Source organism: Pseudomonas sp. HR1 (assembly GCF_030175875.1).
Lineage (GTDB): Bacteria > Pseudomonadota > Gammaproteobacteria > Pseudomonadales > Pseudomonadaceae > Chryseomonas > Chryseomonas oryzihabitans.
In genome coordinates this window covers 23,973-37,523 of the sequence record NZ_JASNRF010000007.1, presented here as the reverse complement: position 1 = coordinate 37,523, position 13,551 = coordinate 23,973, and the positions used below count along the sequence as shown (strand labels likewise).

The following is a 13,551-nucleotide window of genomic DNA, read 5'->3' as shown; positions in this document are numbered from 1 at the left end:
CCCATGAGCGTGACCCTCGACCAACCGCTTCCGGATTTCCAGGCCCAGGCCACCAGCGGCCTCGAGGTCTCGCCGGCCAGCCTGCGCGGTCGCCAGGCGGTGCTGTACTTCTATCCCAAGGACAACACCCCCGGCTGCACCACCCAGGGCCAGGGCTTTCGGGATCTGCACGAGCAGTTCCTCGCGGCCGACACCCAGGTCTTCGGCATCAGTCGTGACAGCCTGCGCACCCACGAGAATTTCCGCACCAAGCAGGGCTTTCCGTTCGAGCTGATCAGCGACAAGGACGAGACCCTCTGCCAGCTGTTCGACGTGATGCGACAGAAGAAGCTCTATGGCAAGGACTACATCGGCGTGGATCGCAGCACCTTCCTCATCGACCGGGAAGGCGTGGTGCGCCAGATCTGGCGCGGCGTGAAGGTTCCCGGGCACGTCGCCGAGGTCCTGGCCGCCGCCCAGGCGCTGAACAAGGCCTGATCAGGCCTTGCGCAGCCAGTAGCGGAAGGTTTCCCCCGCCACCTCTTCGCCCACCAGGGCGTGTCCCGACAGCTTGGCGAAGGTACGGAAGTCGCGTTGCGACCCGGCATCGGTCGCCACCACGGCCAGCACCTCGCCGGAAGACAGGCGGTTGAGTTCCAGCTTGGCCTTGAGCAGCGGCATGGGGCAGCTCAGGCCACTGGCGTCCAGCTGGGCGGTCACCGCGCCGGTGTAGGGTTGGCTCAGATCGGCCATGAGATTCTCCATTGGGGGCTAGGTCAGTGCCCGGGTTTGCTAGGCACCCAGACGGCGGGCCGCTAAAGTAGCCCTTTTGCGGCCACGAGTCTTGCCATGAACGTCCTGCGCCCTGCCCTGCTGTCCCTGGCGCTGCTCGCCGCGCCCCATCTGGCGCAGGGAGCGAACGATCTGCCGTCACTGGGCGATGCCAGCTCTTCGATCGTCTCGCCCGAGCAGGAGTTTCAGATGGGCCGCGCCTGGCTGAGCATGTTGCGCGGCCAGGTCCCGGCCATCAACGATCCGCAGCTCAAGCAATTCGTCGAGCAGACCGTCTACAAGCTGGCCGAAACCAGCGACCTGCAGGACCACCGCCTGGTCTTCATCCTGATCAAGGATCCCGAGATCAACGCCTTCGCCGCGCCCGGCGGGGTGATCGGGGTCAATGGCGGGCTGTTCCTCAAGTCGGAGACCGAAGCCGAATACGCGGCGGTCATGGCCCATGAGCTGGGTCACCTCATCCAGCGCCACTTCGCCCGCGGGGTGGAAAACCAGCAGCGCATGCAGTTGCCGCTGATGGCGGCCCTGCTCGCCGGCATCGTGGCCGCCGCGGCAGGCGGCGGCGATGCGGGAATCGCCGCAATCGCCTCGACCCAGGCGGCGGCCATCCAGAGCCAGTTGCGCTTTTCCCGACTCAACGAGCAGGAGGCCGACCGCGTCGGCATCGTCAATCTGGAGCGCGCCGGCTACGATCCGCGCGCCATGCCGGAGATGTTCGGTCGGCTCGCCCGGCAGTATCGCTATGACCGTACCCCGCCGGAATTCCTGCTGACCCACCCGGTCACCGATAGCCGGATCGCCGATACCCAGGCGCGTGCCGAGCGTTTTCCCAAGGGCGGCGTCGAGGATAGCAAGCGCTTCCAGCTGATGAAGGTGCGGGCTCAGATGTATTTCGAGGAAACCGCCGGCCTGCTGGTGAAGCGCTATAGAGCCCAGCTGCAGGAAAACCCGGACAACGACGCGGTCCGCTACGGCCTGGCCATGGGCCTGACCAAGCAGGGCCAGCTCAACGAGGCGCGGGACACCCTGGCGCCGCTGCTGCGCAAGGCGCCGGACGAGATCAGCTACAACCTCGCCCAGGTCGACCTGGACATCACCGCCAATCGCCTGCCCGACGCCCAGAAACGCGTACAGCGACTGCTGGAGCTCTATCCGGACGATCTGGCGGTGAGCCTGGCCCAGGTGGACCTGCTTGGCCGCACCAAGCAGGCCAAGGCCGCCAGCCAACTGCTCGACAAGCTGCTCAAGCAGCGGCCGATCGATCCGGATCTGTGGAATCAGGCGGCGGACGTCCGCGGTCAGGCCGGCGACCTGGTCGGCGTACACCAGGCACGCGCCGAGTACTTCGCCCTCACCGGTGACTACAACCAGGCCATCCAGCAACTGGGCTTCGCCAAGCAGCGCGCCGCCAGCAACTATCAGCTGGCCGCGCGGATCGATGCCCGCCAGCAGGAGATGATCGCCCAGCGCAAGCTGAGCGAAGAAATCCTGCGCTAGCGTCCTGGGCCGCGCCCTCAGGCGTTGCCCTTGACCTTCAGCTGCAGCGCCTGGGTGAAGTCGAGCATGCGCTTGAGCGGCTTGACCGCCCGGGGGATGAGCGCCGGATCGACCAGCACCTCGCCGGAGCCGTCGAGCAGGCAGTTGAGGGTGCGCTCCAGGGTATTCATCGCCATCCACGGGCAGTGGGCGCAGCTGCGGCAGGCGGCGCCGTTGCCGGCGGTGGGCGCCTCGATGAAGGTCTTGTCCGGGCAGGCCTGCTGCATCTTGTAGAAGATGCCGCGATCGGTGGCGACGATGAACTGGCGATTGGGCAGCGTCTGGGCCGCCTTGATCATCTGGCTGGTGGAACCGACATGGTCGGCCAGTTCGATCACCGCCTCGGGCGACTCCGGATGCACTAGGATGGCCGCCTCCGGATAAAGCCGCTTGAGGTCTTCCAGCTGGCTCGCCTTGAACTCCTCATGGACGATGCAGGAGCCTTCCCAGAGCAGCATGTCGGCGCCGGTCTCGCGCTGAATATAGCGACCCAGGTGGCGATCGGGGGCCCAGAGGATGGTCTCGTCGTTGTCCATCAGGTGCTCGACGATGTCCAGCGCGCAGCCTGAGGTGACCACCCAGTCCGCCCGGGCCTTCACCGCGGCCGAGGTGTTGGCGTAGACCACCACGGTGCGCTCGGGATGCTGGTCGCAGAAGGCGGAAAATTCCTCCACCGGGCAGCCCAGGTCCAGGGAGCAGGTGGCTTCCAGGGTCGGCATCAGCACCCGCTTTTCCGGGTTGAGGATCTTGGCCGTCTCGCCCATGAACTTGACCCCGGCCACCACCACGGTGGACGCCGGATGGCGATTGCCGAAACGCGCCATCTCCAGGGAGTCGGCGACGCAACCGCCGGTCTCCTCGGCCAGCGCCTGGATCAGCGGATCGGTGTAGTAGTGGGCGAGCAGCACCGCGTTCTGCGCCTTGAGCTCGCGGGCGATGGCGGTCTTGTAGGCCGCGATCTCGTCCGGCCCGAGCGCCTTGGGCTGCTTGGCGGCCAGATGGGCCTGGACCAGGAGACGTTCGGAAATCTGCACCATGGCGGGTACCTGAAAACGGGGGTCGTCAAGGCCGCGCATCATAGCAGCATCCTGGCCGACTCCCTATGGGCGCCAGCGGCGGCCTGCGCGATGAGTGGCCATCTGCCGCTAATGTCTGGCAACACTTGGCTTTTCACTTCTCCGGCGGTCACGGGTCCGAGACAGGAACGCCCGGTGAGCGTCTCGCCTGGGCCCCGCTGCTGGAGACCTATCGTGCCGCCCCGTTCGACCTCGCGTTCCCGGACCTCCGATCACGATCTCGCCACCCTCCTCGCTGAACTGCGCGCCCTCCAGGATGCCCTGCACCAGGCCAGCGCGGATCCGCGCCTGGATCGGCAGGCGCTCAATCCTGCCTACCTCGCCAGCGCCCAAAACCTGCTCGCCTATCTGGCGTTGCGCGAGGGCGATCTGCACGGCCTGCAGCTGCGCCTCTCCGCCCTGGGGCTGTCGTCGCTGGGTCGTTCCGAAGCCGCGGTGCTGCCGGCAGTGGCGACCCTTATCAACACCCTGGAGCGACTGCTCGGCGGGAGCCCGGCGGCCCGCCCCACGGCCAAGGCCGCCAACCCGCTGGCGGATCACGCCCGCATGCTGTTCGGCTCCCCTGCCGCCGAGCGGGAGGTGCGCATCATGGTCACCTTGCCGCGCGAGGCCGCGGACAACTATTCCCTAGTGCGGGGTCTGCTGGCGGCGCATATGGATTGCGTGCGCATCAACTGCGCCCACGACGAACCGGCCAGCTGGAAGCGGATGATCGAGCACGTGCGCCGTGCCAGCGCGGAGCTGGACCGGCCCTGCAAGGTGTTCATGGACCTGCCGGGCCCCAAGCTGCGTACCGGGCCCATCGCCACGGGCGCGGCGGTGCAGAAGGTGAAGCCCGAACGCGATGCCCAGGGCCGTGTCTGCCAGCCGGCGCGGATCTGGCTGACCGGCCGTCGCCAGCCGCGACCGGCGCCCTCCCCGGCAGCCGCCAGTGTCCAAGCGGGCGAACGCTGGCTGAAGGATCTGCAGGTGGGCGACCATATCCGCCTAGTGGACACCCGGCAGGCGCAACGGCGCTGGACGGTGGTCGAGGTCGGCGACCGCGGCTGCTGGGCGGAGGCGACCAAGACCACCTACCTTGCGCCCGGACTGCGTCTGAGCGTCGCGCGCGAGGGGCGCAAGAGACACAGCCGCATTGGTGATTTCGCCCCGCAGCCGGGTGCCCTGCGCCTCGCCGAGGATGATCTGCTGATCCTGACTGCCGACCAGACGCCCGGCCGGCCCGCCAGCCAGGACAGCGGCGGTCGCCTGCTGACACCCGCCACCCTGGGCTGCACCCTGCCCCAGGTGTTCGCCGACGTGCGCGGCGGCGAGCCGGTCTGGTTCGACGACGGCAAGATCGGCGGGGTGATCGAAGGCGCCGATCAGGATGCGCTGCAGGTCCGTATCACCCACGCGCCGGGCGGCGCCAAGCTCAAGGGCGACAAGGGCATCAACTTTCCCCAGAGCAACCTGCGGCTGGCAGCGCTGGGCGAACAGGACCTCGCAGCCCTGGCGTTTGCCGCCGAGCACGCCGACGCCATCGAGATGTCCTTCGTCAACAGCGCCGACGACGTCCGTGCGCTGCTCGCGGAGCTCGAGCGCCTGCAGGCCGAGCACCTGGGTGTGGTACTGAAGATCGAGACCCGCCGCGGTTTCGACAACATTCCCGCACTGCTGCTGGCCGGCATGCAGCGCGGCGGCTTCGGCGTGATGATCGCCCGCGGCGACCTGGCGGTGGAAGGCGGCTTCGAGCGCCTGGCGGCGCTGCAGGAAGATATCCTCTGCCTGTGCGAGGCGGCCCACGTGCCGGTGATCTGGGCGACCCAGGTGCTGGAGAATCTGGCCAAGAAGGGTTCGCCTTCGCGCGCCGAGATCACCGATGCCGCCACCGGAGTCCGCGCCGAATGCGTGATGCTCAACAAGGGCCCGCACATCCTCAAGGCGGTCGCCACCCTGGATGAATTGCTGGTGCGGATGCAGGGCTACAACAGCAAGAAGCGCCAGATGCTGCGCAAGCTGGAGCTGGCCTCGCCCTGGGCGGACTGATCCGCCCAGGATCGGTCGGGCCTAGAGCACCTGCAGCCGACCCGCTTCCAGGCGCACCCGGGCGCCATAGGGCCAGGCCTGGTTGTCCGGGCCATGGCCGCTGGGCAGGCCGCGATAGAGGGCGATGCCGCGCGGCGCCAGCCATTCGGCGAAGATCTCTTCCAGCGACTGCTCGACGTTGCGCGCCGGGCAGTCGGTGAAGGTGCCCAGGCAGACCGCGCCGATGCGGTGCTCGGTGAGGTTGCCGAGCAACTGGCAGAGGCTGCGTTCGAGTCGATAGTAGGGCTCGCCGACATCTTCCAGCATGAGGATGGCGCCATCGTGGGGACGCAGCGCCGCGGCGGTGCCGACCACGCTGGCCAGCGTGGTCAGGTTGCCGCCGATCAGCTCGCCGGCAGGCACCTGGGCCGGACCGGCGAGGCGCTCCAGCTGCCAGGCCGGACGGCCACCGGCGCACAGCTCCAGGACCGATTCCAGCGAGCGGGTCCGGGCCGCCTGGGTAGCCGGATCCTCGTCGCGGCGCCCCCAGTCCAGGGCGCCAGGACCATGAATGGCGGTGAGACCGCGGCGATGGAAGGCTTCCAGCAGCACCGTCAGGTCGGAATAGCCGATCAGGGGCCGGCCCTTGCTGCTGGACAGGCGCGACCAGTCCAGCCACGGCAGCAGTTGTGCGGATCCGTAACCGCCGCGCAGGCACCAGACCGCATCCACGTCCGCCTGGCTGAAGGCCCAGTGCAGATCCGCGGCCCGCTCCTCGGCGGTGCCGGCGAGATAGCGATGGCGCTTGAGCGCCTGCTCGCCCAGCACCGCTTCGATGCCGGCCGCCTGCAGCTGTTCGATCGCCGCCGTGACCAGCTCCTGCTTGACCGCACCCGCCGGACTGACCAGCGCCACACGCCGCACGGGAGTCATTCCAGCACCTCCACCGGCATGCCAGCCTCGATGACACCGCGCCCCAGGGGGATGACGTTCATGCCGAACAGCATGCGATTGTCCTGGAAGCGGTATTCGCGCAGAGCGGTCAGTGGCTGCCGATCCGGATCCTTTTCGCCGGTCACCGGATCCTGGGTGATGACGATGCAGCGCGAGCAGGGACAGGCGACGGCGAAGTCCACCATGCCGATGCGCAGCCGTTTCCAGCCGTCCTCGGCATAGGCCGCAGTGCCCTCCACCACCAGATTCGGCCGAAAGCGCAGCATTTCCAGCGGTTTGCCCACCCGCTCCGCCAGATCGGCCAGGGAGGCCTCGCTGGTCAGCAGCAGGGGAAAGCCGTCGGCGAAGTGGACCTTCTGCCCCGGCTCGGCGAAATCGGTATTGATCTGGCGGGCATGGCTTTCGGCGATGTACACCAGGCGGCAGCGGCGCCCGAGGAAGTCGCTCAGCCAGGCATCGGCCTCGGCGGCGACCGGCGCCTGCAGGGTGTCGCGCCAGATGGTCACGCCTAGCTGCTCACCGGTGGCATCGGGCACCGCCACCTCGAGCGGAGTCCGCCCTGGCGCGCTCAGGCGCAGTCGATCGGCGGCCAGCCAGCGCGCCTCGATGTGATTCATCTGCGCCAGCTGGCGCAGGGTCAGGAAGCGACCGGTGTCGGCATCCACCACCATCCAGCGGCGATCCCCCACCAGGCCCAGGGCATCCACCTCGGCCTGGGCGAGGGATTCCACGGCCGTCGACTTGACGGGATAACGATAGAGGGCACTGAGGTGCGACATGGGCGCGGCTTCCTGGCGGCGGACAAAGGCCGTCAGTGTAAGGGAGGCGCCGGAGCGGCGAAACCGCGGGGATCAGCCCTCGGCCAGTGCCAGGCGGCGGCGGACTTCCTCGACCAACTGATCGGGCTGGAACTTGGAGAGGAAGGCGTTGCAGCCGACCTTCTTCACCATGGCTTCGTTGAAGCTGCCCGACAGCGAGGTGTGCAGCACCACATAGAGGTCGGCGAGGCGCGGATCCTGGCGGATCTCGGTGGTCAGGCGATAGCCGTCCATTTCCGGCATCTCGGCATCGGTCAGCACCATCAGCAGCTTCTCGGTCAGCACCACGCCTTCGTCGGCCCAGGCCTTGAGCTTGCGCAGGGCCTGCAGGCCGTCGGTGGCGACGTGGAATTTCAGATCCAGCTGCACCAGGGTGTCGCGCAGCTGGCCGATGGCGGTGCTGGAGTCGTCCACCAGCAGCACCTCGCGACCGCGGGCCTTGGCCAGCAGCGGATCGGCCAGGCGTTCCTGGGAGACCTTGACGTTGTAGGGCGCGATCTCGGCCAACACCTTTTCCACGTCGATCACCTCCACCAGGCGGTCTTCGATGCGGGTGATGGCGGTCAGGTAGTGCTGCCGTCCGGCGCCGCCGGGCGGGGCCTGGATACTGTCCCAGTTGAGGTTGATGATGCGATCGACGCTGCCGACCAGGAAGGCCTGCACCGAGCGGTTGTACTCGGTGACGATGATGGTGCTGTTCTCGTCGGGCGTGATGGGTCGCATGCCGATGGCGGCGGCCAGGTCGATCACCGGCAGGGTCTGGCCACGCAGGTGGACCACGCCGCAGATCATCGGGTGGCGCTTGGGCATCTGGGTCAGGCGCGGCAGCTTGAGGACCTCCTGCACCTTGAACACGTTGATGGCGAACATCTGCCGGCTGGACAGCTGGAACATGAGAATTTCCAGACGATTCTCGCCAACCAGCTGGGTGCGTTGATCGACGGTGTCGAGAATGCCGGCCATGGAAAGTCCACTCCAAAGATAAGTCAGGTCACAGGCTATCGGCGGCCGTGGACTTTTCTTGAGGCCCGGAAACGGCGAAGCCGCCAGACAGGCGGCTTCGCTCGAATGGCGTCGACTCAGGCGCGTGGCAGGGTCACGCCGCGCTGGCCCTGGTACTTGCCGCCGCGATCCTTGTAGGACACCTCGCAAGCCTCGTCGGATTGCAGGAACAGCATCTGGGCCACGCCTTCGTTGGCGTAGATCTTGGCCGGCAGGGTGGTGGTGTTGGAGAACTCCAGGGTCACGTGCCCTTCCCACTCGGGCTCCAGCGGGGTGACGTTGACGATGATGCCGCAACGGGCATAGGTGCTCTTGCCCAGGCAGATGGTCAGGACGTCGCGCGGAATGCGGAAATATTCCACGGTGCGCGCCAGGGCGAAGGAGTTCGGCGGGATGATGCAGACGTCGCTGACCACGTCGACGAAACTCTTGTCGTCGAAGTTCTTCGGGTCCACCACCGCCGAATGGATGTTGGTGAACACCTTGAATTCGTTGGCGCAGCGCACGTCGTAGCCGTAGCTGGACACCCCGTAGGAGATCACCCGGCTGTCGTCCGCGCCGCGCATCTGGCGCTCGACGAAGGGCTCGATCATGCCGTGCTCCTGGGCCATGCGGCGAATCCACTTGTCCGATTTGATGCTCATGGCAGGTCTGGCTCCGGGGCGAAAAAATTGACCGCGCATTCTAGAGGATCGCAGCGCGGTCTCAAAGGCGAACGGACGAAATCAGTCGTCGCTCACGGTGATGGTCGGCATGCCGCCGCCGGCCTGACCGCCCAGGGCAATACGGGCCCCGACCTTGCGCGCCAGTTCCTGGTAGATCAGCGCGATCTGGCTGTCGGGATCGGCGATGGCGGTGGGGCGCCCGGCGTCGGCCTGCTCGCGGATGGCCATGGCCAGCGGCAGCGAGGCCAGGAGATCCACGCCGTACTGCTCGGCCAGCCGGCCGCCGCCGCCTTCGCCGAACAGGTGCTCGGCGTGGCCGCAGTTGGAGCAGATGTGCACCGCCATGTTTTCCACCACCCCGAGCACCGGGATATTGACCTTCTGGAACATCTCCACGCCCTTCTTGGCGTCCAGCAGGGCCAGGTCCTGGGGCGTGGTGACGATCACCGCGCCGGCCACCGGCACCTTCTGCGCCAGGGTCAGCTGGATGTCGCCGGTGCCCGGCGGCATGTCGATCACCAGGTAGTCGAGGTCATTCCAGGCGGTCTGGGTGATCAGCTGGATCAGGGCGCCGGAGACCATGGGGCCACGCCAGGCCACCGGGGTCTTGTCGTTGGTGAGGAAGGCCATGGACATGACCTCGACGCCATGGGCCTGCAGCGGGATGAACCACTTCTCGTCGCGCACCTCGGGACGGGTGCCCTCGGCGAAGCCGAACATGATGCCCTGGCTGGGACCATAGATGTCGGCGTCCAGCACGCCGACCCGGGCGCCTTCGCGGGCCAGCGCCAGCGCCAGGTTGGCGGCGGTGGTGGACTTGCCCACCCCGCCCTTGCCCGAGGCCACGGCGATGATGTTCTTGACGTTGCCCATGGCTTCCAGCTGCGGCTGGGCGGCGTGGGGCGCGATTATGCAGTCGACCTGGATCTCGGCGGTGTCGACCCCGGGCACGTTCTCCAGCGCGGTCTTGAGCACCTGGGCCAGGCCACCCTTGAACAGTCCGGCGGCATAGCCCAGCTCGAAGCGGGCGCGCACCCGGCCACCGTCCAGCGCGAGGTCGCGCAGGGCACCGGCGCTGAGCAGGTCCTGTTCGAGATAGGGATCGTGATACTGGCGCAGCGCGGCCTCGATGGCCTCGCGAGTCGGAGCGGTCATGCAGACTCCCGGAAACAGCGGATAGGAAAGAGAAGCTGCGGCCTATGCTACCCACTGTCCTTGCTAAAGCCTATCCACGCGGCGCTACACTCCCGGCTTTCCCCTCGCCCGTGGAGCCCTGCGTGAACGCCTCTTCCCTGCACATCAGTTCCACCTTCGACAGCGGCGCCGTCGAGGTGCTGTCCCTGGCCGACCACGCCGACATCCGCCTGCGCATCCGCCCAGACACCGCCTCGCCCTTCACCCAGTGGTTCCATTTCCGTCTCGAAGGCGCCCGCGGCCTGCCCTGCCAGCTGAGCTTCGCCAATGCCGGCGAGTGCGCCTACCCCGAAGGTTGGCGCGACTATGGCGTGGTCGCCAGCTACTGCGGCCAGCAGTGGTTCCGCATCCCCAGCCGCTATGACGGCAAGACCCTGAGCTGGACGGTCACCCCGGAACACGACAGCCTGTTCTTCGCCTATTTCGAGCCCTATCCGGAGAGCCGCCACCTGGCCTTCATGGGCGAAGCCCAGCGGCATCCCGCCGTCCGTCTGGAAACCGTTGGCCGTTCGCTGCTGGGGCGTTCGCTAGACCTGCTGCGCATCGGCACGCCGGGCGCCGGTAAAAAGAACCTCTGGATCATCGCCCGCCAGCACCCCGGCGAGCCCATGGCCGAGTGGTTCGTCGAAGGCCTGCTGCGCCGGCTGCTGGGCCTGGGCGAACACCAGGGCGATCCGGTGGGCGGCAAGCTGCTGGAGCAGGCGGTGCTGCACGTGGTGCCGAACATGAATCCCGATGGTTCGGCCCTGGGCAATCTGCGCACCAACGCCGCCGGTGCCAACCTCAACCGGGAATGGCTGGAGCCGGACGAAGAGCGCAGTCCCGAGGTGCTGGCGGTACGCCGGGCCATCGCGGCGAGCGGCTGCGATCTGTTCCTCGACATCCACGGTGACGAAGCCCTGCCCTATGTCTTCGTCGACGGCTGCAACGGCCTGCCCACCTTCGGCGAGCGCGAGGAAGCCGAGCAACGGGCCTTCCTGCAGCGCTTCCAGCGCGCCAGCCCGGACTTCCAGACCCAATACGGCTATCCCCGCGGCCACTTCGGCAGCGAGACCCTGAAGCTCGCCACCAAGTACGTCGGTCATACCCATGGCTGCCTGGCGCTGACCCTGGAATTGCCGTTCAAGGACAACGCCAACGATCCCCGTCCGGACGTCGGCTGGAACGGTGCCCGCAGCGCCGCCCTGGGCGCGGCCATGGTCAGTGCCCTGCACTGGCAGCTGGCGGATATCTGAATGCTCGACGTCTGCTGCGCGTCGGCCAGGCGGCGTTGGAAACTGCCTCAGAATGCTCATTTACCCGGCGTAAACTGCGCTTCTTCGGCAATTTCCGCCTTGCCTGGCGCTAGCTCGCAGAACTTCGCGCTTTTCAACGCCCATCCTCACGGATGAAACCGACCGGCCATTTCGCTATGATGGTCGGTCACCTTATCAGCGTCGCGATCCAGCCAAGACCATGACCGAGCCCCGCAAGATTCTCGTCACCAGCGCCCTGCCCTATGCCAACGGCTCCATCCACCTCGGCCACATGGTCGAGTACATCCAGACCGACATCTGGGCGCGCTTTCAGCGGCTGCGCGGCAACCAGTGCCTCTATGTCTGCGCCGACGACGCCCACGGCTCGGCCATCATGCTGCGCGCCGAACGCGAGGGCATCACGCCCGAACAGCTGATCGACAACGTCAAGCGCGAGCACAGCGCCGATTTCGCCGACTTCGGCGTGGCCTTCGACAACTTCCATTCCACCCATGCGGAAGAGAATCGCGAGCTGTCGCGCGCCATCTACCTGAAGCTGCGCGAAAACGGCCACATCGCCACCCGTCCGGTCACCCAGTATTTCGACCCGGACAAGCAGATGTTCCTGGCCGACCGCTTCATCAAGGGCACCTGTCCCAAGTGCGGCAGCGCCGACCAGTACGGCGACAACTGCGAGAAGTGCGGCGCCACCTATGCGCCCACCGAGCTGAAGGATCCCAAGTCGGCCATCTCCGGCGCGACCCCGGTGCTGCGTGAATCCGAGCACTTCTTCTTCAAGCTCCCCGATTTCACCGACATGCTCAAGGGCTGGACCCGCGGCGGCGCCCTGCAGGAATCGGTCGCCAACAAGATCGCCGAATGGCTGGACGCCGGCCTGCAGGAGTGGGACATCTCCCGGGATGCGCCCTACTTCGGCTTCGAGATTCCCGACGCCCCGGGCAAGTACTTCTATGTCTGGCTGGACGCCCCCATCGGCTACATGGCCAGCTTCAAGAATCTCTGCGATCGCCGCGACGACCTGGACTTCGATGCCTTCTGGAACAAGGACAGCACTGCCGAGCTGTACCACTTCATCGGCAAGGACATCGTCAACTTCCACGCGCTGTTCTGGCCGGCCATGCTCGAAGGCGCCGGCTATCGCAAGCCGACCGCGCTCAACGTCCACGGCTTCCTTACCGTCGACGGCCAGAAGATGTCCAAGTCCCGTGGCACCTTCATCAAGGCGCGCACCTACCTGGATCACCTCAATCCCGAGTACCTGCGCTACTACTTCGCCGCCAAGCTCTCGCGTCACGTCGAAGACATCGACCTGAACCTCGAAGACTTCGTGCAGAAGGTCAATTCCGACCTGGTGGGCAAGGTGGTCAACATCGCCAGCCGCTGCGCCGGCTTCATTCACAAGGGCAACGCCGGTCTGCTGGTGGACGCCCAGGCCGCGCCCGAGCTGGAAGCCGCCTTCCGCGCCGCCGCGCCGAGCATCGCCGAGGCCTATGAGACCCGCGACTTCGGCCGCGCCATGCGCGAGATCATGGCCCTGGCCGATCGCGCCAACGCCTGGATCGCCGATAAGGCGCCCTGGAGTCTGGCCAAGCAGGACGGCAAGCAGGATGAGGTCCAGGCCATCTGCGCCCAGGGCATCGAGCTCTTCCGCCAGCTGGCGATCCTGCTCAAGCCGGTGCTGCCCAACCTGGTCGCTGCCGCCGAGAGCTTCCTCAATGTCGCCCCCCTGACCTGGGCCGACCTGGACACGCGCCTGGCCAATCATCAGCTCAATGCCTTCCAGCCCCTGCTCACCCGCATCGAACCCGCCAAGGTGCAGACCATGATCGACGCTTCCAAGGAAGACCTGGCCGCCCAGGCCGCACCCCAGCCCACCGGCAACGGCGAACTGACCAAGGCCCCGCTGGCCGAGACCATCGACTTCGACACCTTCTCCAAGGTCGATCTGCGCATCGCCCTGATCGAGAAGGCCGAATTCGTCGAGGGTGCCGACAAGCTGCTGCGCCTGACCCTGGACATCGGCGATGCCAAGCGCAACGTCTTCTCCGGCATCAAGAGCGCCTATCCGGAGCCGAGCCAGCTCGAAGGCCGCCTGACCCTGTACGTCGCCAACCTGGCGCCGCGCAAGATGAAGTTCGGCGTCTCCGAAGGCATGGTCCTGGCCGCCGGCCCCGGCGGCAGCGAGATCCACCTGCTCAGCCCCGACAGCGGCGCCAAGCCCGGCCAGCGGGTGATGTGATAGCGACGGCGCCCCAGGGCGCCGTCCTTTCAA

General features: G+C 67.0%; 12 protein-coding genes. 5 read left to right on the top strand and 7 right to left on the bottom strand.

Annotated features, from left to right (window positions below; translation table 11 throughout):
• The first annotated feature begins 3 nt into the window (after positions 1-3).
• Entirely contained in the window at positions 4-477 is a 474-nt protein-coding gene (locus QKY98_RS20865; RefSeq protein ID WP_144946270.1) for a peroxiredoxin, read from the top strand.
• On the opposite strand, the gene QKY98_RS20860 is transcribed toward QKY98_RS20865, so the two are convergent.
• Positions 478-732 (bottom strand): sulfurtransferase TusA family protein, encoded by a 255-nt coding sequence (locus QKY98_RS20860; protein ID WP_007162768.1) that lies wholly within the window; start codon positions 730-732, stop codon positions 478-480.
• Between the two features lie 96 nt (positions 733-828).
• On the opposite strand from QKY98_RS20860, the gene QKY98_RS20855 reads away from it, so the two are divergent.
• A complete protein-coding gene (locus QKY98_RS20855) occupies positions 829-2,268 on the top strand; it encodes a M48 family metalloprotease (protein ID WP_007162767.1) in 1,440 nt (479 codons plus the stop codon).
• Between the two features lie 17 nt (positions 2,269-2,285).
• Here QKY98_RS20855 and nadA read toward each other — a convergent pair whose 3' ends face one another.
• A complete protein-coding gene (nadA, locus tag QKY98_RS20850; protein ID WP_007162766.1) occupies positions 2,286-3,344 on the bottom strand; it encodes a quinolinate synthase NadA in 1,059 nt (352 codons plus the stop codon).
• A 213-nt stretch (positions 3,345-3,557) separates the two neighbouring features.
• On the opposite strand from nadA, the gene QKY98_RS20845 reads away from it, so the two are divergent.
• Positions 3,558-5,411 (top strand): pyruvate kinase, encoded by a 1,854-nt coding sequence (locus QKY98_RS20845; RefSeq protein WP_284671517.1) that lies wholly within the window; start codon positions 3,558-3,560, stop codon positions 5,409-5,411.
• 21 nt (positions 5,412-5,432) lie between these two features.
• Here the strand turns inward: QKY98_RS20845 and QKY98_RS20840 are convergent, their stop codons facing one another.
• From QKY98_RS20840 to apbC, 5 genes are all read right to left on the bottom strand, one after another.
• The gene (locus tag QKY98_RS20840) at positions 5,433-6,323 is read right to left on the bottom strand and encodes a S66 peptidase family protein (protein WP_027597615.1); all 891 of its coding nucleotides are present in this window, start codon (positions 6,321-6,323) and stop codon (positions 5,433-5,435) included.
• Positions 6,320-7,123, bottom strand: a complete 804-nt coding sequence (locus tag QKY98_RS20835) for an MOSC domain-containing protein (RefSeq protein ID WP_284671516.1) — start codon at positions 7,121-7,123, stop codon at positions 6,320-6,322. Before QKY98_RS20835 ends, QKY98_RS20840 begins: the two co-directional genes overlap by 4 nt.
• Positions 7,124-7,195: 72 nt before the next feature.
• Positions 7,196-8,125: a chemotaxis protein CheV gene (locus QKY98_RS20830; protein ID WP_007162762.1), complete on the bottom strand. Its 930-nt coding sequence runs from the start codon at positions 8,123-8,125 to the stop codon at positions 7,196-7,198.
• 116 nt (positions 8,126-8,241) lie between these two features.
• The gene (gene dcd, locus QKY98_RS20825; RefSeq protein WP_007162761.1) at positions 8,242-8,808 is read right to left on the bottom strand and encodes a dCTP deaminase; all 567 of its coding nucleotides are present in this window, start codon (positions 8,806-8,808) and stop codon (positions 8,242-8,244) included.
• A gap of 81 nt (positions 8,809-8,889) precedes the next feature.
• A complete protein-coding gene (gene apbC / locus QKY98_RS20820; RefSeq protein WP_027597613.1) occupies positions 8,890-9,984 on the bottom strand; it encodes an iron-sulfur cluster carrier protein ApbC in 1,095 nt (364 codons plus the stop codon).
• 122 nt (positions 9,985-10,106) lie between these two features.
• Between apbC and QKY98_RS20815 the strand changes: the two genes are divergently transcribed.
• The gene (locus QKY98_RS20815; protein WP_284671515.1) at positions 10,107-11,258 is read left to right on the top strand and encodes a M14 family metallopeptidase; all 1,152 of its coding nucleotides are present in this window, start codon (positions 10,107-10,109) and stop codon (positions 11,256-11,258) included.
• Positions 11,259-11,478: 220 nt separating this feature from the next.
• Positions 11,479-13,518: a methionine--tRNA ligase gene (metG, locus tag QKY98_RS20810; RefSeq protein WP_144957192.1), complete on the top strand. Its 2,040-nt coding sequence runs from the start codon at positions 11,479-11,481 to the stop codon at positions 13,516-13,518.
• The last annotated feature ends 33 nt before the right edge of the window (positions 13,519-13,551 follow it).